The organism is Streptomyces sp. NPDC059900 (assembly GCF_050270335.1).
Classification (GTDB): Bacteria; Actinomycetota; Actinomycetes; order Streptomycetales; family Streptomycetaceae; genus Streptomyces.
In genome coordinates, this window is record NZ_JBNNJZ010000015.1 from 28,561 (window position 1) to 50,893 (window position 22,333).

The 22,333-nt window shown below is 71.4% G+C and carries 20 protein-coding genes and 1 tRNA gene; 5 read left to right on the forward strand and 16 right to left on the reverse strand.

The genetic code is table 11. The annotated features are described in order from the left end of the window. Window positions 1-113 precede the first annotated feature (113 nt). The 10 genes from ruvB to pgsA form a co-directional block, all read right to left on the reverse strand. Window positions 114-1,199: a Holliday junction branch migration DNA helicase RuvB gene (gene ruvB, locus ACQKIP_RS04715; protein ID WP_365866576.1), complete on the reverse strand. Its 1,086-nt coding sequence runs from the start codon at window positions 1,197-1,199 to the stop codon at window positions 114-116. Window positions 1,200-1,258: 59 nt separating this feature from the next. Beyond that, entirely contained in the window at window positions 1,259-1,867 is a 609-nt protein-coding gene (ruvA, locus tag ACQKIP_RS04720) for a Holliday junction branch migration protein RuvA (protein WP_365866574.1), read from the reverse strand. Next, window positions 1,864-2,475, reverse strand: a complete 612-nt coding sequence (ruvC, locus tag ACQKIP_RS04725) for a crossover junction endodeoxyribonuclease RuvC (protein WP_365866572.1) — start codon at window positions 2,473-2,475, stop codon at window positions 1,864-1,866. Before ruvC ends, ruvA begins: the two co-directional genes overlap by 4 nt. Before the next feature lie 132 nt (window positions 2,476-2,607). Then, window positions 2,608-3,366 (reverse strand): YebC/PmpR family DNA-binding transcriptional regulator, encoded by a 759-nt coding sequence (locus ACQKIP_RS04730; RefSeq protein WP_361192606.1) that lies wholly within the window; start codon window positions 3,364-3,366, stop codon window positions 2,608-2,610. Between the two features lie 75 nt (window positions 3,367-3,441). Next, on the reverse strand, window positions 3,442-4,050 hold the full coding sequence (pdxT, locus tag ACQKIP_RS04735) for a pyridoxal 5'-phosphate synthase glutaminase subunit PdxT (RefSeq protein WP_365866571.1): 609 nt from the start codon (window positions 4,048-4,050) through the stop codon (window positions 3,442-3,444). Between the two features lie 12 nt (window positions 4,051-4,062). After that, window positions 4,063-4,977 carry a pyridoxal 5'-phosphate synthase lyase subunit PdxS gene (gene pdxS / locus ACQKIP_RS04740; protein WP_365866569.1) on the reverse strand — a complete coding sequence of 305 codons (915 nt, stop codon included), beginning with the start codon at window positions 4,975-4,977 and terminating at the stop codon, window positions 4,063-4,065. A 149-nt stretch (window positions 4,978-5,126) separates the two neighbouring features. After that, window positions 5,127-5,672 (reverse strand): hypothetical protein, encoded by a 546-nt coding sequence (locus ACQKIP_RS04745; RefSeq protein WP_361192613.1) that lies wholly within the window; start codon window positions 5,670-5,672, stop codon window positions 5,127-5,129. A gap of 63 nt (window positions 5,673-5,735) precedes the next feature. Next, window positions 5,736-6,896 (reverse strand): glycosyltransferase family 4 protein, encoded by a 1,161-nt coding sequence (locus tag ACQKIP_RS04750; RefSeq protein ID WP_365866567.1) that lies wholly within the window; start codon window positions 6,894-6,896, stop codon window positions 5,736-5,738. Continuing rightward, window positions 6,893-7,831, reverse strand: a complete 939-nt coding sequence (locus ACQKIP_RS04755; RefSeq protein WP_365866566.1) for a phosphatidylinositol mannoside acyltransferase — start codon at window positions 7,829-7,831, stop codon at window positions 6,893-6,895. The genes ACQKIP_RS04750 and ACQKIP_RS04755 overlap by 4 nt, the downstream gene beginning before the upstream one ends. Continuing rightward, a complete protein-coding gene (gene pgsA / locus ACQKIP_RS04760; protein WP_365866633.1) occupies window positions 7,828-8,553 on the reverse strand; it encodes a phosphatidylinositol phosphate synthase in 726 nt (241 codons plus the stop codon). Before pgsA ends, ACQKIP_RS04755 begins: the two co-directional genes overlap by 4 nt. A gap of 202 nt (window positions 8,554-8,755) precedes the next feature. Here pgsA and ACQKIP_RS04765 point away from each other — a divergent pair, with 202 nt between their 5' ends. Both ACQKIP_RS04765 and ACQKIP_RS04770 read left to right on the forward strand, forming a co-directional pair. After that, complete coding sequence (locus ACQKIP_RS04765) at window positions 8,756-10,972, forward strand: elongation factor G-like protein EF-G2 (RefSeq protein WP_365866564.1); 2,217 nt, start codon at window positions 8,756-8,758, stop codon at window positions 10,970-10,972. A 132-nt stretch (window positions 10,973-11,104) separates the two neighbouring features. After that, window positions 11,105-12,772, forward strand: coding sequence for a hypothetical protein (locus tag ACQKIP_RS04770; RefSeq protein WP_365866562.1), 1,668 nt, complete (start codon window positions 11,105-11,107; stop codon window positions 12,770-12,772). 6 nt (window positions 12,773-12,778) lie between these two features. Here the strand turns inward: ACQKIP_RS04770 and ACQKIP_RS04775 are convergent, their stop codons facing one another. After that, entirely contained in the window at window positions 12,779-13,342 is a 564-nt protein-coding gene (locus ACQKIP_RS04775; RefSeq protein WP_365866560.1) for an HIT family protein, read from the reverse strand. Between the two features lie 67 nt (window positions 13,343-13,409). Between ACQKIP_RS04775 and ACQKIP_RS04780 the strand changes: the two genes are divergently transcribed. Beyond that, a complete protein-coding gene (locus tag ACQKIP_RS04780) occupies window positions 13,410-14,066 on the forward strand; it encodes a potassium channel family protein (RefSeq protein ID WP_365866559.1) in 657 nt (218 codons plus the stop codon). Between the two features lie 42 nt (window positions 14,067-14,108). Here ACQKIP_RS04780 and thrS read toward each other — a convergent pair whose 3' ends face one another. The 3 genes from thrS to ACQKIP_RS04795 form a co-directional block, all read right to left on the reverse strand. Further along, window positions 14,109-16,085 carry a threonine--tRNA ligase gene (thrS, locus tag ACQKIP_RS04785; RefSeq protein WP_365866557.1) on the reverse strand — a complete coding sequence of 659 codons (1,977 nt, stop codon included), beginning with the start codon at window positions 16,083-16,085 and terminating at the stop codon, window positions 14,109-14,111. A 130-nt stretch (window positions 16,086-16,215) separates the two neighbouring features. Further along, window positions 16,216-17,457 (reverse strand): hypothetical protein, encoded by a 1,242-nt coding sequence (locus ACQKIP_RS04790; RefSeq protein ID WP_365866631.1) that lies wholly within the window; start codon window positions 17,455-17,457, stop codon window positions 16,216-16,218. Continuing rightward, a complete protein-coding gene (locus tag ACQKIP_RS04795; protein ID WP_365866629.1) occupies window positions 17,454-18,020 on the reverse strand; it encodes a DUF4365 domain-containing protein in 567 nt (188 codons plus the stop codon). Before ACQKIP_RS04795 ends, ACQKIP_RS04790 begins: the two co-directional genes overlap by 4 nt. Window positions 18,021-18,189: 169 nt before the next feature. Between ACQKIP_RS04795 and ACQKIP_RS04800 the strand changes: the two genes are divergently transcribed. Then, a complete protein-coding gene (locus ACQKIP_RS04800; RefSeq protein ID WP_365866555.1) occupies window positions 18,190-18,915 on the forward strand; it encodes a 3'-5' exonuclease in 726 nt (241 codons plus the stop codon). An 81-nt stretch (window positions 18,916-18,996) separates the two neighbouring features. Here the strand turns inward: ACQKIP_RS04800 and ACQKIP_RS04805 are convergent. Beyond that, a tRNA-Val gene (locus ACQKIP_RS04805) sits at window positions 18,997-19,068 on the reverse strand. 62 nt (window positions 19,069-19,130) lie between these two features. Next, a complete protein-coding gene (locus ACQKIP_RS04810; protein WP_365866553.1) occupies window positions 19,131-19,577 on the reverse strand; it encodes an SRPBCC family protein in 447 nt (148 codons plus the stop codon). A 93-nt stretch (window positions 19,578-19,670) separates the two neighbouring features. Between ACQKIP_RS04810 and ACQKIP_RS04815 the strand changes: the two genes are divergently transcribed. Continuing rightward, the gene (locus ACQKIP_RS04815; protein ID WP_365866551.1) at window positions 19,671-22,166 is read left to right on the forward strand and encodes an SCO7613 C-terminal domain-containing membrane protein; all 2,496 of its coding nucleotides are present in this window, start codon (window positions 19,671-19,673) and stop codon (window positions 22,164-22,166) included. The last annotated feature ends 167 nt before the right edge of the window (window positions 22,167-22,333 follow it).

Genomic DNA, 22,333 nt, shown 5'->3' on the forward strand with positions numbered 1-22,333 from the left:
GGGTGGGCACGCCGCCCACAAGGGCGGCATCGGCGGAGTCTAAGCGAGTCCGCACCTAACGAACAACGCTCAGCATGGCACCGCAGTTCCTGACCGTTCCACTACGCGCGCCGTCACGCCCCGAACAGGTCCCCTTGTCCGATTCCGCCCGCCTTCTGCGGCGGAACAAGGCCGAGATGCGCCCATGCGGCGGGCGTCCCGACCCGGCCGCGCGGGGTGCGCGCAAGCAGCCCCTCCCGCACCAGGAAGGGCTCGGCGACCTCCTCGACCGTCTCGCGCTCCTCCCCCACCGCGACCGCGAGCGTCGACAGACCCACGGGTCCGCCGCCGAAGAGCTTGAGCAGGGCCTCCAGGACCGCGCGGTCGAGGCGGTCGAGTCCGCGGCCGTCCACCTCATAGACCTTGAGGGCCGCGGCTGCGATGTCCCTGTTGATCTCTCCGTCGGCCTTGACCTGCGCATAGTCCCGTACGCGGCGCAGCAGACGGTTGGCGATACGGGGCGTGCCGCGCGAGCGTCCCGCGATTTCGGCGGCGCCGTCCGGGTCGATGGCCACGTCGAGCAGTTGTGCGGAGCGGTGGATCACGCGCTCGAGCTCGGCCGGTTCGTAGAACTCCATGTGCGCCGTGAAGCCGAAGCGGTCGCGCAGCGGCGGCGGCAGCAGGCCCGCGCGGGTGGTGGCGCCGACCAGGGTGAAGGGCGGCAGCTCCAGCGGAATGGCGGTGGCGCCGGGGCCCTTGCCGACGATGACGTCGACGCGGAAGTCCTCCATCGCCATGTAGAGCATCTCTTCGGCGGGCCGGGACATCCGGTGGATCTCGTCGAGGAAGAGGACCTCTCCCTCCTGGAGGGAGGAGAGGATCGCGGCCAGGTCGCCCGCGTGCTGGATGGCGGGGCCGCTGGTGATGCGGATCGGGGCGCCCATCTCGGCCGCGATGATCATGGAGAGGGTGGTCTTGCCGAGCCCGGGGGCGCCGGAGAGCAGGACGTGGTCGGCGGTGGCGCCGCGCGCCCTGGCCGCGCGCAGGACCAGGTCGAGCTGTTCGCGGACCTTCTCCTGGCCGATGAACTCGTCCAGGTCCTTGGGGCGGAGGGCGGCCTCGACCGCCTGGTCCTCGCCGTCGGCGGACGCACCGACGAGGCGCTCGGCTGCCGTGCCGGTTGCGGCAGCCGCGTCGTCGGTCGTCTCGTCCCAGTTCATGAGCTCGCCTCGCGATGTGGTTCCGGTGGTCAGGGAGGGTGGCGGATATTTCCGGGGCGCTAGCGGGCGCGGTTCAGGGTCTGGAGCGCGGCCTTGAGGAGCTGGCCCACCTGCGGCTTCTCGGACGCCTCGGCCTGCGGGGTGACGGCGGCGACGGCTTCGTCGGCCTCGCGCGTCGCATACCCGAGGCCGATGAGCGCCGCGTGCAGTTGGTCGCTCCAGCCGGAGGTGACGGGGGTGCCGATCGCGGGGCCGCCCGTGCCGGTGGGCGCGCCCAGGCGGTCCTTGTACTCCAGAAGCAGCTTCTGGGCGCCCTTCTTGCCGATGCCCGGCACCGCGGTCAGGGCCTTCTCGTCTCCGGTGGCAACCGCTCGGCGCAGGGCGTCCGGGCTGTGCACGGCGAGCATGGCCTGGGCCAGGCGCGGCCCGACGCCGCTCGCGGTCTGCAGGAGCTCGAAGGTCTGGCGCTCGTCGTCGTCCGCGAAGCCGTACAACGTGAGGGAGTCCTCCCTGACGACCAGGGAGGTGGCGAGCTTGGCCTGCTGGCCGACACGCAGGGCGGAAAGCGTGTTCGGCGCGCACTGGACGGCCATGCCGATGCCGCCGACCTCGACCACCGCGGTATCGGGGGCGAGGGCGGCTACGGGGCCGCTGACGAAGGCGATCATGCGGTACGGCCTTTCTGTGCTGGACGTGCTGTGCGTGCAGGACGGGCTGACGGTGCCGCGGGGGTCTTCGAGGCGTGCAGGGCCGCGGCCTGCTGGAGGCGGTTTTGGGCGACTGCCTGCTGGAGGCGGTTCTGCGCGGGGGCGCGCCAGATGTGGCAGATGGCGAGCGCGAGGGCGTCCGCGGCGTCGGCGGGCTTGGGCGGTGCGTCCAGCCGCAGGAGGCGGGTGACCATCGCGCCGACCTGCGCCTTGTCGGCGCGGCCGCTGCCGGTGACGGCGGCCTTGACCTCGCTGGGGGTGTGCAGGGCGACGGGGATGCCGCGGCGCGAGGCGCAGAGCATGGCCACGGCGCTGGCCTGGGCGGTGCCCATCACCGTACGTACGTTGTGCTGGCTGAACACCCGCTCCACGGCGAGGACTTCGGGGTCGTGCTCGTCGAGCCACTGCTCGATGCCCTGCTCGATGGCGACCAGTCGGTGGCCGAGCTCGGCATCGGCGGGCGTACGGACGACACCGACTCCGCGCATGGTCAGCGGGCGTCCGGCCACGCCGTCGACGACGCCGACACCGCACCGGGTGAGCCCGGGGTCCACCCCCAGTACGCGCATGCGCGCCCCTCCCCTCGTCGCGGCAGCGATCTTTGACTTGACGCCAGGCTATCCGCTGCCACCGACAACAGCGGCGGGCCGGTGGACGTGTGTCCCACCCGGCCCGCCGGAACTGCTCAGCTCGCGACAGCGCTACGCGTCGACCTTCTCCATGACCTCGTCGCTCACGTCGAAGTTGGCGAAGACGTTCTGGACGTCGTCGCTGTCCTCGAGCGCGTCGATGAGCTTGAAGATCTTCCGGGCGCCCTCCTCGTCCAGCTCGACCTGCATGGTCGGGACGAAGTTGGCGTCGGCCGAGTCGTACTCGATGCCGGCCTCCTGGAGCGCGGTGCGGACCGCGACCATGTCGGTGGCCTCGGAGAGGACCTCGAAGGACTCACCGAGGTCGTTGACCTCTTCGGCACCGGCGTCCAGGACGGCGCCCAGGACATCGTCCTCGGACAGTTCGCCCTCGCCCTTGGGGACGACGACGACGCCCTTGCGGTTGAACAGGTACGAGACGGAGCCCGGGTCGGCCATGGAGCCGCCGTTCCGGGTCATCGCCACGCGCACGTCCGATGCCGCGCGGTTGCGGTTGTCGGTGAGGCACTCGATGAGCACCGCGACGCCGTTCGGGCCGTAGCCCTCGTACATGATCGTCTCGTAGTCGGCGCCACCGGCTTCGAGGCCGGCACCGCGCTTGACCGCGGAGTCGATGTTCTTGTTCGGGACCGAGCTCTTCTTGGCCTTCTGGATGGCGTCGAAGAGGGTCGGGTTCCCGGACACGTCGGCGCCGCCCGTACGGGCCGCGACCTCGATGTTCTTGATCATCTTCGCGAAGAGCTTGCCGCGCTTGGCGTCAATCACGGCCTTCTTGTGCTTCGTCGTAGCCCATTTAGAGTGGCCGGACATCTGCCTGTCTCCTTCGCGTTACCCAACCTGTACGAACGCCCCCGGATCGAAAGGGCCCGGGAGGTACCCGCGATCCTACAAGGATCCCGCCCCCGCGTTCCCCCGCACCATCCCGACGAACAGCTCGTGCACGCGGTGGTCGCCCGTCAGTTCCGGGTGGAAGGACGTGGCAAGGGCGCTGCCCTGGCGTACGGCGACGATGTGCCCCTCGTGCTCGGCGAGCACCTCGACGCGCGCGCCGACCGACTCGACCCACGGGGCGCGGATGAAGACGCCCTCCACGGGGTCGCCGTCGATGCCCGCGATGTCGACGGCCGCCTCGAAGGACTCGTTCTGCCGCCCGAAGGCGTTGCGGCGCACGATCATGTCGATGCCGCCGAAGGTCTCCTGCTCCGAGCGCGGATCGAGGATCTTGTCGGCGAGCATGATCATGCCCGCGCAGCTGCCGTAGACCGGCATACCGGCGCGCACGCGCGCGCGTAGGGGCTCCATCAGACCGAAGAGGACGGCCAGCTTGGAGATGGTGGTGGACTCGCCGCCGGGGATGACCAGGCCGTCCACCTCCGCCAGCTCTTCGGGCCGCCGGACCGGCCTGGCCACGGCGTCCGCCGAGGCCAGGGCGATCAGGTGCTCCCGTACGTCGCCCTGGAGTGCCAGGACGCCGATCACAGGGGTGTCATTCATCTGCGGAGTGCCCTACCAGCCGCGGTTCGCGTAGCGCTCGGCCTCGGGCAGGGTGTCGCAGTTGATGCCGACCATGGCCTCGCCGAGGTTGCGGGACGCGTCCGCGATGATCTTGGGGTCGTCGTAGAAGGTGGTGGCCTTCACGATGGCGGCGGCGCGCGCGGCCGGGTCGCCCGACTTGAAGATGCCGGAGCCGACGAAGACACCCTCGGCGCCGAGCTGGCGCATCAGGGCGGCGTCCGCGGGGGTGGCGACACCGCCGGCCGAGAAGAGGACCACCGGCAGCTTGCCCAGCTCGGAGACCTCCTTGACCAGCTCGTACGGGGCGCGCAGGTCCTTGGCGGCGGCGTACAGCTCGTTGTTGTCGAAGCCGCGCAGCCTGGCGATCTCGTTCTTGATCTGGCGCAGGTGGCGCACGGCCTCGACGACGTTGCCGGTGCCGGCCTCGCCCTTGGAGCGGATCATGGCCGCGCCCTCGGCGATACGGCGCAGGGCCTCGCCCAGGTTGGTGGCGCCGCACACGAAGGGGGTCGTGAAGGCGAACTTGTCGCTGTGGTTGACCTCGTCGGCCGGGGTCAGGACCTCGGACTCGTCGATGTAGTCGACGCCGAGGGACTGGAGCACCTGGGCCTCGACGAAGTGGCCGATGCGGGACTTGGCCATGACCGGGATGGAGACGGCCTCGATGATCTCTTCGATCATGTTCGGGTCGGACATCCGGGCCACGCCGCCGTCCTTGCGGATGTCGGCGGGGACCCGCTCCAGGGCCATGACGGCGACGGCGCCCGCGTCCTCGGCGATCTTCGCCTGCTCGGCGTTGACCACGTCCATGATGACGCCGCCCTTGAGCTGCTCGGCCATGCCGCGCTTGACGCGCGCGGTGCCGGTCTCGGGCGACTGGCTGGTGCTGGAAGAGGTGGTGGACACGGAGTTGACCTCGCTCGCTGAAGACGGGTTCCTGCGCCTACGAGGAAACTCCCGGCGACAAGGCCACAGCAAGGGCCAATGGGTGACCGGTGGCTCATTTTTCCCCAACGCCGCTGGTCAGCGGGGACACGGTGGCGGCGAGGGGTCGCTTACGCGGTCGCGCGGTCGGCCAGGGCGATCGGCGGTTCGTCGTCCATCTCGAAGGCCATCGGGAACGGCGCGTGCCCCGCGAGGCGGAACCAGCGGACCTTGCGGTGCCTGCGCAGGGCGCGCGCCGCGCGGACGGCGTCGTTGTGGAAGCGCCGGGCCATCGGCACCCGGCGTACGGCGGCGGCCAGCTCGGTCGCCGCCTCGTCGCCGCCGGGAGCCTCGCGCACCACCTCGACCTGCTGCGCCTCCCCGAAGATCGCGCGCAGCGCCTGGCTGAGCTCGCTCTCGGCGACCTCGCGGTGCTCCTCCTCCGCCTGCCGGGCCGCGTGCGCCGCTTCGTAGAGCACGATGGAGGCCGCGGGGTCGAGCACCCCCGATGTGGCCAGCTCCTGGGCGACCGAGGCGCGGCGCAGGAGCTGGGCGTCGAGGGCGGCGCGGGCCGCGTCGATGCGGGCGTGCAGCCGGTCGAGGCGGCCCGCGGTCCAGCTCAGGTAGAGGCCGATCGCGAAGAGGGCTACCGCGATCCAGATCAGTGTCGAGGTCACCGGCCCGAGGCTAGTCGAGCCGGCAGGACCTCAGGACCGCCGGGCTCCCCGGCCCCGCGGCGATCAGTCCCGTGCGAGTCCGAACCGGGCCCGGAACCCGGAGCGTTCGTCGGCGGCCACCGCCGCCGCTCCGTCCGTCACCGTCTCGTACACCGAGAGGATGTCGGCGCCCACCGTCGACCAGTCGAAGCGGCGCACGTGCTTGCTGCCGCGCTCGCGCAGCTCCTCGCGGCGCGCCGGGTCGCCCAGGAGCCGCAGGGCCGCCTCGGCCAGCGAGTCCGCGTCCTCGTTGGTGAACAGGTCACCCGCGGCGCCCTGGTCGAGGACCTGCGCGAAGGCGTCCAGATCGCTGGCGAGGACGGGCGCGCCCGCCGACATCGCCTCGACCAGGATGATCCCGAAGCTCTCGCCCCCGGTGTTGGGAGCGACGTACACGTCGACGCTGCGCAGCAGCCGTGCCTTGTCCTCGTCGCTGACCATGCCGAGGAACTCCACGCGCTCGCGCATCTCGACGGGCAGCGAGGAGACGGCCTCGTGCTCGTCGCCGCGCCCCGCGACAAGGAGGCGGGTGCCGGGGCGCTCGGCGAGGATCTTCGGCAGCGCCTTCATCAGGACCGGCAGGCCCTTGCGCGGCTCGTCGATACGGCCGATGAAGCCGATCGTGCCTCCCTGCCACTCGGCCTTCGGCTCGACCTTCGCGAAGAAGTCGACGTCCACGCCGTTCGGGATGACGACCGCGTCGCCGCCCAGGTGCTCGACGAGCGTGCGCCGCGCGTACTCGCTCACCGCGATGCGCGCGCTGATCTTCTCCAGGGCGGGCTGCAGGATCGGATAGGCGGCGATCATCGCCCGCGAGCGCGGGTTGGACGTGTGGAACGTGGCGACGATCGGGCCCTGCGCCGCCCAGCACGTGAGCAGCCCGAGCGACGGCGAGGTCGGCTCGTGGATGTGGATGACGTCGAAGGTGCCGTCGTGCAGCCAGCGCCGCACCCGCGCGGCCGAGAGGAACCCGAAGTTGAGCCGGGCCACCGAGCCGTTGTACGGCACGGGAACCGCGCGGCCCGCCGACACCACGTACGGCGGAAGGGGTGTCTCGTCGTCCGCCGGGGCCAGTACGGACACCTCATGTCCCAGGCGGATCAGGTGCTCCGCGAGGTCACGGATGTGGAACTGGACGCCGCCCGGCACGTCCCACGAGTAGGGGCAGACGATGCCGATCCTCACGGCGCGGTCCCCTCGGCCGGGTGCCCGGAACCGTCCGCGGGCCCCTTCGCGGGGTCGAGATCAGCGAGCCACAAGCGCTGCAGCATGTGCCAGTCCTCCGGATGGTCGGCGATACCCGTGGCGAAGGCGTCTGCCAGCGCCTGCGTCATGACAGACGTCTTCTCCGTACGGGTACCTGTCTCGGGGACGTCGATGGGGGCGTGAACGCGCCCCTTCATGACGGGCGAATCGTCGTACCAGAGCGTGACGGGCAGCAGCAGCGCCCCCGTCTGCTGCGCGAGGATCGCGGGCCCCGCGGGCATCCGCGCGGTGTCCCCGAAGAACTTCACCTCGACGCCGGACTCCGAGAGGTCCCGGTCCGCGACGAGACAGACCAGGCCGCCCGCGCGAAGCCGCCGCGCCAGCGTGCCGAAGGCCGAGCCGCCCTGGTGGGGAAGCACCTCCATGCCCAGGCCCTCGCGGTAGGCGACGAAGCGGTCGTACAGCGTCTCGGGCTTGAGCCGCTCGGCGACCGTCGTGAACGGCGTGTTCAGCTTCGTGGTCACCCACGCGCCCGCCAGGTCCCAGTTGCCCAGGTGCGGCAGGGCCAGAATGACGCCCTTGCCGGAGGCGAGGCCGTCCGTCAGGTGGTGCAGGTCCTTGGCGCTGAAACCGCCCTCGATGCGCTCCCGGCTCCACGACGGCAGCCGGAACGACTCCATCCAGTAGCGCAGGTACGAGCGCATGCCCGCCCTGGACAGTTCCGCCAGGCGCTGCGGGCTCGCGTCGGGCACCACGCGCGCGTAGTTGGCCTCAAGACGCTGGACGCCCTTGCCGCGCCGCTTCCACACCGTGTCGGCGATGGTCCTGCCGAGCCGGACCGCCACCGGTTCCGGGAGCTTCTTGACCGAGCTCCAGGCGGCTCCGTAGAGCGCGTCGGTCAGGCGGTCCTTCACGACGTGGCCTCACTGCCCTGTGCGGCTCCCGCGGCCGCGTCCGCCTCGGCGGACTCCCGGCGCACGGTCACGACGCGCTGGACGAGGGTGACGAGGCTGCCGACGGCGACGATCCACAGGGCGACGGGCAGCAGTACGTCGATGCCGGGGACGCCGAACTTGTGCAGCCCCGCGAGGCCCGCGGCCACCAGAGTGATCACCAGGCGCTCGGCGCGCTCCACCAGGCCGTTGACGGCGACGGGCAGGCCGATCGCCTCGCCGCGCGCCTTCGTGTACGAGACCACCTGGCCGCTGGCCAGGCAGAAGATGGAGACGGCGCACAGGATGTTGTCGTCGCCCGAGCCCGCGTACCAGAGGGCGAGGCCGCCGAAGATCGCGCTGTCGGCGACCCGGTCGAGCGTCGAGTCCAGGAAGGCTCCCCAGCGGCTGGAGCGTCCCAGCTGCCGCGCCATGTTCCCGTCGACCAGGTCGGAGAACACGAAGAGCGTGATGACGATCGTGCCCCAGAAGAACTCGCCGCGGGGGAAGAAGACCAGCGCGCCCGCCATCACCCCGGCGGTTCCGATGAGGGTGACCGCGTCGGGGCTCACGCCGCGTCGGATGAGAAACGCGGCGAACGGTGTGAGAACACGCGTGAAGAATGCACGCGCGTACTTGTTCAGCATGGCCTTCCCGGGGGGTCGGTGCGCCGCGCGGCCCCTGTTGGCCACCGGCTGGCCCATCGTAGTCACGCCCTTGACGGACCGGCTCGCCCCCTCACGATCGCGTACGACGTATGGACGCACAGTGACCCGGGTGGAAAGCTCGAAAGCACCGCGGGCGTCGCCGGAGCCGACCCGCACACGGCCCCGCACGTCCGCGAGCAGCCAGCATCCCCGAGGGGGCTGTGCCTCCTCACCGCGCACGTAACCGGGAGGCCAAGGCATGGGCGACAAGGCGAACGCACACCCCGGAGCCGCCGGCAGGGCTACAGCGGCCGACCACCCCGCGTCCGTACGGAATGTGGTGCTGGTCGGCCACAGCGGATCGGGCAAGACGACTCTCGTGGAGGCCCTCGCGCTGACCGCGGGGGCGGTGAACCGGGCGGGCCGTGTGGAGGACGGCACGGCGGTCTCCGACTACGACGACATCGAGCACCGGCAGCAGCGCTCGGTGCAGCTGTCCCTGGTGCCCGTCGAATGGGGCGGCTACAAGATCAACCTTCTGGACACCCCCGGGTACGCCGATTTCGTCGGCGAGTTACGGGCCGGTCTGCGCGCCGCGGACGCGGCCCTTTTCATCGTTTCGGCGGCCGAGGGCATCGAAGGCATCACCGGCGCGACCCGCATGGTCTGGGAGGAGTGCGCGGCGGTCGGCATGCCGCGGGCCATCGTGGTGACCCACCTGGAGGCGGCCCGCGCCGACTTCCGGGAGATGACGCGGACCTGCGCGGAGGCCTTCGGCGCCGACGACCCGGACGCGGTGCTTCCGCTGTACCTGCCGCTGCACGGCGCCGAGGGGCCGGACGGGCACGCTCCGGTGACCGGCCTGGTCGGGCTGCTCTCGCAGCGGATCTTCGACTACGCGTCCGGCGAGCGCAAGGAGTCCGAGCCCGGCGAGGACCAGCTCCCGCTGATCGAGGACGCACGGAACAAACTGATCGAGGGGATCATCGCCGAGAGCGAGGACGAGTCCCTCATGGACCGCTACCTCAGCGGCGAGGACATCGACTTCAAGACACTGGTCGACGATCTGGAACGGGCCGTGGCACGCGGCATCTTCCACCCCGTGCTCGCGGCGGCACCCGCGGCCGACGGCGCCCGCCAGGGCATCGGCACGGTGGAGCTCCTGGAGCTGATCACGGGCGGCTTCCCCACCCCCCTGGAGCACCCGGCGCCCGCCGTCACCACGCCGGACGGCAAGACGCGGCCCGCGCCGGCCTGCGATCCCGACGGGCCGCTCGTCGCCGAGGTCGTGAAGACGGCGTCCGACCCCTACGTGGGGCGCATCTCGCTCGTACGCGTCTTCTCCGGCACCCTGCGTCCCGAGGAGACCGTGCACGTCTCGGGGCACGGCCTGGCCGACCACGGCCACGAGGGCCGCCCCCTCCACGAAGCGGACGAGCGCATCGGCGCGCTGTCCTCTCCCTTCGGCAAGCAGCAGCGCACCCTGACGCGCTGTATCGCGGGCGATCTGGCCTGCGTCGCCAAGCTCAACCGCGCCGAGACGGGCGACACCCTCTCGGCCAAGGACAACCCGCTCCTCATGGAGCCCTGGGACATGCCCGACCCGCTCCTGCCGCTCGCCATCGAGGCGCACAGCAAGGCGGACGAGGACAAGCTCTCCCAGGGGCTCTCCCGTCTGGTCGCCGAGGACCCGACGATGCGCCTGGAGCAGAACCAGGACACCCACCAGGTGGTCCTGTGGTGCCTGGGCGAGGCGCACGCGGACGTCGCCCTGGAGCGGCTGCGCAGCCGGTACGGCGTGCAGGTCGACGTGGTGAGCCACAAGGTCTCATTGCGGGAGACGTTCGCGGGCAAGTCGGGGGGACGCGGCCGCCACGTGAAGCAGTCCGGCGGCCACGGCCAGTACGCGATCTGCGAGATCGAGGTCGAACCGCTGCCGGGCGGCAGCGGCATCGAGTTCGTCGACAAGGTGGTGGGCGGCGCCGTGCCGCGGCAGTTCATACCGTCCGTCGAGAAGGGCGTGCGCGCGCAGGCCGCGAAGGGCGTGGCCGCGGGCTATCCCCTGATCGACGTGCGGATCACGCTGCTCGACGGCAAGGCCCACTCGGTGGACTCCTCGGACGCGGCGTTCCAGACGGCGGGCGCACTGGCCCTGCGCGAGGCCGCGGCCGACGCCAGGATCCATCTCCTGGAGCCGGTGGCCGAGGTGCGCGTCCTGGTCGGCGACGACCACGTGGGGCCGGTGATGAGCGACTTCTCGGGGCGGCGCGGCCGGGTGGTCGGCACCGAGCAGGCACCGGGCGGACGCACGCTCGTACGGGCCGAGGTGCCCGAGATCGAGATCGGGCGGTACGCCGTGGACCTGCGGTCCCTCTCGCAGGGCACCGCACGCTTCAGCCGCACGTACGCGCGCCACGAACCCATGCCGCCCCAGCTCTCCGAAAGGATCCGTGAACAGGCGCAGGACGTCTCCTAGTCGAAGGTTTCCGGCAGGGGGTAGCGATGCGCCCTGCCGGATGCCGGTGCGCACCGATACGCTGATGACCTGATCAACAGGTGTGCCGGGCAGGGAAGTCGGGAAGAGCCGCAGCAGCAGAGCAGTGCGGCGATGGGGGCGGCAGTGGCGGACGACGTATTCGACTTCAGGCCCGGGGCCCAGGTCCCGCTGTCCGGGGCCGCGGGACAGACGGCGGCAACCCATGCCCTCGCGTCGGCCGCGTACCGCGACGACAAGGCCTCGAAGATCCTCGATGCCAACAACGAATGGCACAAGTCCGAGGTCCACAAGGGCCTCTGGTCGCTCATGGCGCCGAATCTGGGCGAGGCGTTCGCCAGGGCCGTGCAGGTGCGGATGCTCGGCGGCGCCCGCAAGCCGCTCATCCAGTCCTTCGGCATGGAACCGCAGGCGATCGTCGAGCACTGCCTCGCGGCGAATAACATCCGCAAGGACCGCGACCGCTGGCTCACCGTGGTCATGGTGCTGTGCGGGCTGCTGTTCCTGCCCGGGCTCATCGTCTGGCTGCTGCTGTTCTCCATCAAGCAGGCCGTGGTCAAGCGGGACAACAAGCGGGCGAGCGCGATCGCCACGGCCGTCATGGTGGCCGTGGGCGTCCTCGCCGTGATCTTTCTCATCAAGCTGCCGGTCGACGGCCTCCTCGGCTGGTACATCCGCGCGGCGATAGTCGTCCCGGTGGCGGGCTGGTTCTGGGCCAAGCTGATCGCCGAGCGCACCGCGAGAGACCTGCGCGAGCGCTGGTCGAGCCTGCTCTCCGGCGGCGGCATCGGCGCGAAGATCCCCGAGGCGGTGCCGGGCAGCCCGGGCGAGACGACGGCCGAGCAGCTCCGCCAGGGCCTGGCCCGCCTCTCCGCCGAGCAGCAGAGCAACTCGGTCTTCTACGCGGGCCCCAAGGGAATCCTGGGCATGGGCACGCGCTGGGGCAGCTGGCAGCTCGCCGAGGAGCTGGTCGCCGGCAAGGAAGGCACCGAGATCCACCCCTTCCGCAGCTGGGACGTCATAAAGGCGGTGCACGACCAGCTGCGCCTGCTCGAACGCGGCCCCCTGCACACCGGCGGCTTCCCCACGCCGTCGATAAAGCACTGGATCGTCACCCCCATCGGGGAGAACGCGAAGGCGGTCTCCCGCCCCTCGGGCACGGAGGTCGAGGCCTTCCAGGTCCGGGGCCACGAAGTACAGCGGATCTGCAACGAACAGCAGTTCGGCGGCGGCAACCGGCACTATCTGGGCTGCCAGTTCACGCTCTGGGACGGCCAGTTGGTCATCACGATGCTGATCACGGTGACCGTCCTGCACGAGACCCTGCGCATCGAGGTCACCGGCCACGCGCTCGGCCCGGTGCACTCCCTGTTCACCAGCAAGCCCGACCCCAAGGTCAAGAAGGTCTCCAAGCCCATCAAGTTCTGGGAGACCACGGAGCGCAAGCTGCCCCTGATCGACGCGGACGAGGTGGTACGCCTCGCGCTGCGCGCCCCCTTCACCTGGTATCCCCCGGTCCTGGACCACCTCGGCGGCAAACTGGTCCTGCCCGAGCCCTTCGGCCTGCGGCACGCCTGGGCGGACAAGCCGTGGCGGCACCGCTTCATGGCCGACGACGCGCTGCGCGCGGCCACACCGGTGCTGCGCGTGGTGCACTCGGCGGCCATCAAGGTGCTCGCGGAGAACGGCGTCGACACGGAGAAGTTCGGTGCACGCTCCGGCTTCCTCAGCGGCGCGGTCCAGGACCCGATGCCGAGGAAGGCGGACGTGTACGACGCGTGAGCCGACCTACGCGGAGGCGGGCCAGGCGTCGGCCAGCATCTTGCGGGTGTCCGCGAGCAGCTGCGGCAGGATCTTCGTGTGCCCCACGACCGGCATGAAGTTCGTGTCCCCGCCCCAGCGCGGCACGACGTGCTGGTGCAGATGCGCGGCGATGCCGGCGCCCGCCACCGTGCCCTGGTTCATGCCGATGTTGAAGCCGTGCGCGCCGGACGCGGCACGCAGCGCCGTCATGGCCTGCTTGGTGAGCTCGCCGAGCTCGGCCGTCTCCGGGGCGGTCAGCTCGGTGTAGTCGGCGACGTGGCGGTAGGGCACGACCATCAAGTGGCCGCCGTTGTACGGGTAGAGGTTGAGCACCGCGTACACCTGCTCGCCGCGCGCGATGACCAGGCCGTCCTCGTCGGATTTCGCCGGGATGGTGCAGAAGGGACAGCCGTCGTCGGCGCCCGGACCGCTCGGCTTGTTCTCGCCCTGGATGTACGCCATCCGGTGGGGCGTCCACAGGCGCTGGAACGCGTCCTGCGTCCCCACTCCGATCTGCTGCTCCGGCTCACTCGTCATGCAGTGCAGCATATGACTTGCCGCGAGCGGAGCGTGTCGGCGGGGCGCCCGCCGGGCACCGCACCGCGAAGCTGGGGCGATGACCGATGAAAGGCGTCAGACACACTGGGAGACCCGCACGGAGGCACTGCTCGCCGTGGCGTCGCTCCTCTACCTGACCTCGTACGCGGTGCAGGTCCTGGCCCCGGGGCTGCCCGAGGGGTGGCGCAACGTATGCCTCGCGGTGCTCTGCGCGGCCTGGGCCTTGTTCGCCGTGGACTACGCGGTGCGCTGGCGGCTGAGCGGGCAGGGGCTGCGTTTCCCGCGCACCCACTGGCTGGACACCCTGGTTCTCGTCCTGCCGCTGCTGCGCCCGCTGCGCGTCGTACACGTCTACGAGACCGTCCAGCGCAGGCACGGGAAACCGCGTCTGGCGCTGCACGCGCGCGTGGCCGCGTACGCGGGGCTTTCGGCGCTGCTCCTCGGCTTCACCGCGGCGCTCGCCGTCTATCACCACGAGCACACGGCTCCGGGTGCCACGATCCGTACCTTCGGGGACGCCGTGTGGTGGGCGTCGGCCACGCTCGCGACCGTGGGCTACGGCGACGAGATTCCCGTGACGCCGGTGGGACGGCTGATCGCGGTGGGTCTGATGGCCTGCGGGCTCGCGCTGCTCGGCGCGGTGACGGGGTCGTTCTCGGCGTGGCTGTTGCAGGTGTTCGCGCGGGAGGACGACGAGAGGCCCCCGGGACGCTGAACGTCCCGGGGGCCTTTCCTTGCCCGCGTCAGCGGGGTGGGGTCACACCTGCTCGCGGCTCTCCACCACGCCGAGCAGCTTGGCCAGGGCCTGGTCGCGCGGAATGCCGTTCTCCTGCGAGCCGTCGCGGTAGCGGAAGGAGATCGTGCCGGCGTTCATGTCGTCGTCACCGACGATGATCATGAACGGGACCTTCAGCTTCTGCTGCGTCCTGATCTTCTTCTGCATCCGGTCGGAGGAGGCGTCCACCTCGACCCGCAGGCCCTTCTTCTTGGCGTCGGCCGCGAACTCCTGGAGGTAGGGGATGTGCGCGTCCCCGACCGGGATGCCCACGGCCTGCACCGGGGCGAGCCACGGCGGCATCGCACCCGCGTAGTGCTCCAGAAGCACCGCGAAGAACCGCTCGATCGACCCGAAGAGCGCACGGTGGATCATCACCGGACGCTGCTTGGTGCCGTCGGGGCCGGTGTACTCCAGGTTGAAGCGCTCCGGCAGGTTGAAGTCCAGCTGCACGGTCGACATCTGCCAGGTGCGGCCGATGGCGTCCTTGCACTGCACGGAGATCTTCGGGCCGTAGAAGGCGGCGCCGCCCGGGTCGGGGACGAGCGGGAGGCCCTGCTTCTCGGCGACCTGCTGAAGCGTCGCGGTGGCCTCCTCCCACACCTCGTCCGCGCCGACGAACTTCTCCGGGTCCTTGGTGGACAGCTCCAGGTAGAAGTCGGTCAGGCCGTAGTCGCGCAGGAGGTTCAGGACGAAGGTGAGCGTCTTGTCGAGCTCGTCCGCCATCTGCTCCTTGGTGCAGTAGATGTGCGCGTCGTCCTGGGTGAAGCCGCGGGCCCGGGTCAGACCGTGCACGACGCCCGACTTCTCGTAGCGGTACACGGTGCCGAACTCGAAGAGGCGCAGCGGCAGTTCACGGTAGGAACGCCCGCGCGCATCGAAGATCAGGTTGTGCATCGGGCAGTTCATGGGCTTGAGGTAGTAGTCCACGCCCTCGTCGAGCTGCATGGGCGGGTACATGCCGTCGGCGTACCAGTCCAGGTGGCCCGAGGTCTCGAAGAGCTTCCCCTTCGTGGCGTGCGGGGTGTAGACGAACTCGTACCCCTCCTCCTCGTGGCGGCGGCGCGAGTAGTCCTCCATGACCCGGCGGATGATGCCGCCCTTGGGGTGGAAGACCGCCAGGCCCGAGCCGATCTGCTCCGGGACGGAGAAGAGGTCCAGCTCGCTGCCGAGCTTGCGGTGGTCGCGCTTCTCGGCCTCGGCGAGGAACTCCAGGTGCGCCTTGAGCTCGTCCTTGGTGGGCCAGGCGGTGCCGTAGATGCGCTGGAGCATCGGGTTCTTCTCGCTGCCGCGCCAGTACGCCGCGGCGTTGCGCATCAGCTTGAACGCCGGGATGTTGCGGGTGGTGGGCAGGTGGGGACCGCGGCAGAGGTCCTTCCAGCACAGGTCGCCGGTCTTCGGGTCGAGGTTGTCGTAGATGGTCAGCTCGCCGCCGCCCACCTCGACGTCCGCGCCGTCGTCGCTGGACGCGGAGCCCTTGATGCCGATGAGCTCCAGCTTGTACGGCTCGTCGGCGAGCTCCTCGCGGGCGGCCTCGTCGGTGACGACGCGGCGCGAGAAGCGCTGGCCGCGCTTCTGGATCTCCTGCATCTTCTTCTCGACGGCCTTGAGGTCCTCGGGCGTGAAGGGCTTCTCGACGTCGAAGTCGTAGTAGAAGCCGTCCTTGACCGGCGGGCCGATGCCCAGCTTGGCCTCGGGGAAGAGCTCCTGCACGGCCTGCGCCATCACGTGCGCGGTGGAGTGGCGCAGGATGTTCAGGCCGTCCTCGGAGGAGATCTCGACGGGCTCGACCTCCTCGCCGTCCTGCACGGCGTACGCGAGGTCCTTCAGCTCGCCGGCCACGCGGGCGGCGACGATGGTGCGCTCCCCGGAGAAGAGTTCGGCGGCCGTAGTGCCCGTCGTCACCACGCGCTCTTCCCGCTCGGAATCGCGTTGGATGATCACACGGACGTCTGACACCGGTCTCTCCTACCTGAAGGGGGTCGCGGCAGATCTGCTGCTGCACGCGAAACGAATCGTACCGAGCCGGGGGCGCCCATCGCGAAACGGATATCCCCCTGTATCCCGCCGGCCCCGGCCGCGCCCCGCCTCAGTCCCCGCCGCACGCCTCCTCGAAGAAGTCGAGATGCTCCTGGAGCGATTTCATCAGGCGGTCCTTCTCCGACTCGTCCACCTGCACCGGCACCACTCCCGAAGCCCCGGTCAGCCGCCGGAACCCGCCCCGGCTCTCCAGGCGCCCGTGCACCCGGATCGGCAGCCCGACCAGGTGCGCATGGCCCGCGATGCGATACCCCTCCTCGTCGAGGGTCATGCGTACGTGGGGGACGTCCACGCCCGCGAGCACCCGGACCCGCACGGTGCCCTCACCCCGCGGCCCCGACCGCCGCATCCGCACCACGGCCCCCGTGATCCGCACCGGCATCGCCGGCTCGTCGCGCAGATAGCGGGCGCCCGCCTCGCGCAGCACCGGCAGGTCACCGGGCGAGAACTCGACGGGCCCCGCATCGACGGCGCACCCCTCGGGCACCCCGGCGGCGGGCGCCCACTGCACGGCGATCCGCGCGCCCTCCGTGCCCCGCACCAGCGCCACCAAGGCTTCCGTCAGCTCATGGCTGGCGCCCGCCTCGACCGCGCCGTCGAAGGCGTCCATGCCACCGGTGGCGCGCTGGTAGTCGACGGCCTCGCGGACCGCGTACAGCGCCTGGTGCAGCCGCACCGCGATGGGACGCCCGGCCAGGACGGGCACGAACGCGGTGAGCTGCCGCCCACCCGGAGCGGGCCCCACCAGGACGTGCTCCAGAGCCGCGGCGGCGGGCCCGCGGTGCCGCGCCCCGTAGTACCCGGCCCGGCCGCGCGCCGCGAGGGCGCCCGCGAGCAGCATCTGCCGTGCCGCCGAGCGCAGTTTCTCCTCGGCCGTCCAGGTCGCGGCGCCCGCCGGACCCGCCGGAACGTCACGCCACCAGCGGATCTCGTCGCTGGGCACGGCAAGACCGACGAGGACGTCACGCGCGGAGGGCGTCGCGCTGCGCGACAGGGCGGTGAGCGCCTCGCCGAGCAGGTCGTCGCAGTCGGGGAAGGCCCTGCTCTCCGGGACGAGAAGGCTCGCACCGCCCCTGCCGGAGCCCGGCGGAGTCCAGCGGGCATAGCGGCCGGCCGCTCCCCCGCGCCGGTGCCAGCCGTGCCGGTCGAGCAGGACGCCGAGCACCGCGGGGTCGACCTGCGAGGGGTCGGGGGGATCCTGCGGGCCGGGGTGATCGGCCCGGGGGCCCGCGGCTTCGACCGGGTGCGGGCGAACGGGGCGTAGTGGCTCGTCGATCGGGCGGTGCATCAGGGTCTCCCTCCCGTCCCGACGCGCGTCATGATCTCGCAGAGGGCCCTGTCGTCGAAGATCCGCGAGGTCGGGACGCGGACGGTGGTCCTGCGCCGGCCGGTCACCCGGTGACCGGCGAGGTTGGTCCAGTAGCAGCAGTGCCGCAGGTCGAGCCGGTCGTGCCCCGCGCGCAGCCAGTCGTCCTGCGACCGGGGCACGAGCATCACGACCAGGATCTTGTGCACCGCGACCGGGGTCCTTGCGAGCTTCTCCAGGTGCGGGTTGTCGAGCGTGAAGGAGAAGGACGGGCCCGGCGGGTCCGGCGGTATCTGGTAGGTGCACTTGAGCTGCACCTTGATGGTGACTTCGTCGTCGACCGTGTGCCCGGGGGCGCTGTGGCTAACGTGCCAGTCGATTCCGTTGTCGGGAAAGGGCTGTGAGAGCGAGCACCCCGCCGCGGCGGCGACAGCGTGCAGATAACCCACCTGAAGGGTCTCCATACAGGCGGTGGTGGCGAGTGTGCCGCGCGGCGGTGCGATCCGCCCGGGCAGCAGCCCACCCTGTTCGGGCTGCGCGAGCGCCATGTCCAACGTGCCTTCCGAACCGGTGAATCCACGCTTCGGGCCGGTCAACTTCCAAACCCTGTACCTCTGTTGTCTCCGGGCCGCGTACGGCGCAAACGGGCCGGGTATCACCGGTGTGGGCAGGGGGAGGAAAGCCATCTGCCGGACATGATCGAGGAGTTGCGTCACTATGACGTGCTGGTACGAGGGGCCCTTGGCCGCATTCGACACGGAGACCACGGGCGTCGACGTCGAGACCGACCGCATTGTGTCGGCCGCCGTCGTCGTCCAGCAAGGCGCGGGAACCCGCCCGCGCATCACCCGCTGGCTGGTGAACCCGGGCGTTCCGGTGCCCGAGAGCGCCACCGCGGTGCACGGCCTTACGGAGGAACATCTGCAGCACAACGGCCGCTGGCCCGCGCCGGTGATGGAGGAGATAGCGAGGGAACTGGCGGAACAGGGCGCGGCGGGCCGCCCCATCGTCGTCATGAACGCGCCCTTCGATCTGACGATCCTGGACCGGGAGTTGCGCCGGCACCGCGCGTCGTCGCTCGGTCATTACATGGGGGGTTCGCCCCTGTGTGTCCTGGATCCGCGGGTCCTGGACAAGCAGCTCGACCGGTATCGCAAGGGGCGTCGCACACTGACCGATCTGTGCGCGCACTACGCGGTGGAGCTGGACGGTGCGCACGACGCGGCGGCCGACGCGCAGGCCGCCCTCGATGTCGTACGGGCCGTGGGACAGCGTTTCGCCTCGCGGCTCGAGCGGCTCTCGCCGGCCGAGCTGCACGCGTTGCAGGCGGTGTGGCACGCGGCGCAGGCCCGCGGTCTGCAGGCCTGGTTCGCGCGCAGCGGTACGCCGGAGACAGTGGATCCCGCCTGGCCGCTGCGTCCCGAACTGCCCGCGGCCGCCTGACGGTTGCCGCTCGACGACGACACGCTCTGCCTGCGGGCATGAAAAAACCGGTCCGTCGGTGACGGACCGGCATTCTCCGGGTGGGCGATACTGGGTTCGAACCAGTGACCTCTTCGGTGTGAACGAAGCGCTCTCCCACTGAGCTAATCGCCCGGGAACGGACTGAACAATACAGGTCCCCGCCGGTTTCCATCAAACCGCTTGTGCGAAAGCCGTCAGCCCCGCCTGAGGTGCGCCTTCAGGCCTCGCTCCCCCGCGCGCATCATCAGCGCGTGGTTGAGCAGGAAAACGGGTCGGCCGGGGACGGCGAAGCGTCGCATCAGCGGTTTTCGCACCACCACTTCCTGGTCGTAGAGCGCACGTGTCCCGCCCGGCACCGCCGTGACGGTCCAGCGCGCCCAGCCGTCCAGATCCCCGGTCATGGCGATCTCCAGGATCCCGGCCTCCTCGTCGCGGCGCCGTTCCTCGCCGGTGACGAACAGGTCGTACGGCAGGAGGGAACGGAAGCGCGCGGTGCCGGTGCGTTCGTCGACGGGCGTCACCTCGCGCACCTGGGGCCACCACGCCGGATAGTCCTCGGCGCGTTCGAGGACGGCGAACACGTCGGCGGGCGGGGCGGGCACGTTCCAGACGCTGCGGAAGCGGTAGTGGCTCCAGTCCATGGACCGAGTCTGCCGTCAGGACGCCCGATCTGAGTACGACCTGAGTATCCGCGCCCATGTCCGCCGCAGTGTCGTGGACCACACTCCACGGACATGACGAACATTCCGCCCCCGGCCGAGGAGCTCCGCGTCCTCGACCTGGAGCTGCGCCGACTCGACGCACGCAGGTCGCAGTTGCTGCATCGCCGCGCCTGGCTGATCGGCGTCCTCCAGGCGGCGACCGCGCCCGGGCCCGTCCCCGCATCCGCTCCCCCACGGCCGGTCCGCGCTCCGGAGGCGACACCGCCGAACGTGCAGAACGTCCTGCTCACGCTGGGCGGCATCCTGCTCACCATCGCGGCGATCGCGTTCACGCTGGTGAGCTGGGGCCACCTGGGCATCGGCGGACGCAGCGCCGTCCTCGCGGCCGTGACACTGACGGCCCTCGGTGTACCGGCGCTGCTGCTGCGCCGGAAGCTGCGTTCGACGGCGGAGACGGTGGCCGCGCTCGGCCTCGCCCTGACCGTCCTCGACGCGTACGCCCTTCATGCCGTCGCCCTGCCGCAGGCCGGCGCCCTCGGCTATACCGCCGCCGCGTCCGCCGTGCTTGCCGCGCTGTGGGCGGCGTACGGCCTGGCCTTCCGCGACCTCCGGCTGCCGCTGCCGCTCGCCGTGGCGACCGCTCAACTCCCCTTGTTCCTCTGGGCGCGTGCGGCGGACGCGGGTGAGCACGCGACGGTGGCCGCGCTCCTCGTGACGGCGGCGTTCGACGTGGCCGTCGCGCTGCGGGCCGGCGACCCCGGCGTGCGCGTCATCGCGACCGTCTGCGCCTGCGCCGCGGGCCTGTGGGGCGCGGCGGCCGCCGGTTACCTGTCCTGGGCGGCCACGGATCTGCCCGGCGCGATGCGGGCGGGTGCGCTGCTGCTCCTCGCGGCGGCGATCTCGCTGGTGTCGGCGTGGCTGATCGCGCCGCCTGTGCAGGCGACGGGCGCGGCGTTCGCGGGCGGCCTGCTCGTAACTGCCGCCGCGGGCGGCGTGCTGCGCGAGGCGCTGCCCGAAGCGTGGGCGGTGCCGGGTTATCTGGCCTGCGCCGTCGCGATGCTGGCGGTCGTACGCACCGCCTTGCCGCGCCCCCTCCTGCACGGGATCGCCGGAGCGGCGCTCCTGGTGCACGCGCTCGCGGCGCTCTGGACGCTGCCCGCGCTGGTCTCTGCCCTTGCCAGGCCCGTCACCCGGGCCGGAGAGGCATGGTCGGGCGCACCGCAGAACGCGGCAACGGCGGTCTTCCCGGATGAACTGCCGGTGCACCACCCGGCCATGGCCTCACTCGTACTCGCCGTGGTCGCCGGCGTGCTGTTCGCGGGGGCACGATTCCTGCCCCCCACCGCGACGGCACCGACCGAGAGGCACGGGACGCAGAGGGCCACGCATCCCGAAGCAACCCCGCCGGGGAGTCCCGCCGCCGCCGGGCCCGTGGTGACCGCGTCCGTGGCCCGGGCAGGTGCCCTCGGCCTTGCCTGGGCCGCGGTGTTCGCCCTGCCGCCCGCGCTCCGGCTCCCCTACGCGGCCGGGATATCGGCGCACATCGCGGTGGTCGCGGTGCTGCTCGCCTTCGCGACGCGTGCGGGGTCCGGGGCGCTCGCCCTGACCTCCCTGGCGCTGGCGGTCGCCTCCTCGGTGAGCGTCGCGCTCCTCTCCCTGGCGACCACCTCCGCGACGCTCGGCACGCTGGCCGCCCTGACGGCACTGTTCCTGGCGGCCACGGTGTTCGCCGCCCGCCGCCCGGAGACGGCTGCGGGACCGGCGCCGACCGCCGCCTGCGCGGCCCTCGCGTACGCCGCCGCGCTCGCCTGCGCCTCGGGCGCCGCCCTGGACCTGCGCACGGAGCACACGGGGCTTCTGACGCTCGTCGTGCCGGCGCTCGCCGCCCTGGCCGCGGCCCGGCTCGGCCGGCATCGGCTGACGCCGCCGGTCGAGATCACCGGGGCGCTCGCGGGCGGCCCGGCGATCGCCCTCACCGCGGGGCACGCGGCGACCCTCGCCCTGGCGCTCTCGCTCGGCGGAGTCATCGCCGCGGGCACCGCACTGCGAACGGAACGCCGCCCGGTGGGGTACGCCGCCGGGGCGCTGTTCCTCCTGGCGGCCTGGGTACGCCTGGCCGCCTGGGACGTGTCGACGCCGGAGGCCTACACCCTGCCGGTGACCGTCCCTGCGCTCGTGATCGGCGTGCTGCGGCACCGCCGCGTCCCGGAGACGTCCTCCTGGGCGGCCTACGGTCCCGGCCTGGCGGCGACCCTCCTGCCGAGCCTGGTGGCCGCCTGGAGCGACGCGCACTGGCTGCGTCCGCTGCTCCTGGGCACGGCGGCCCTGTTGATCACGCTGGCGGGCGCGCGGTACCGGCTGCGGGCTCCGTTGCTGCTCGGCGGCACGGTCCTCGCCCTGGACGCGCTGCACGAACTCGCGCCCTATCTCGTCCAAGTGGTGGATGCCCTGCCGCGCTGGCTGCCGCCCGCGCTCGCCGGACTGCTGCTGCTCGGCGTCGGCGCGACGTACGAACAAAGGCTGCGCGACGCACGCCGGGTCCGGGACGTTCTCGGCAGAATGCACTGACTCCGCTTTTCCGTACGGCAGCCGACGGGGCATCAATTCCCTTGTGCCGCACGGAAAAGGGCGCGAATACGACTGCGGCCCGGAGGCTGAAAGCCTCCGGGCCGCAGATTCGGGGTGGGCGATACTGCGTTCGAACCCGTGACCTCTTCGGTGTGAACGAAGCGCTC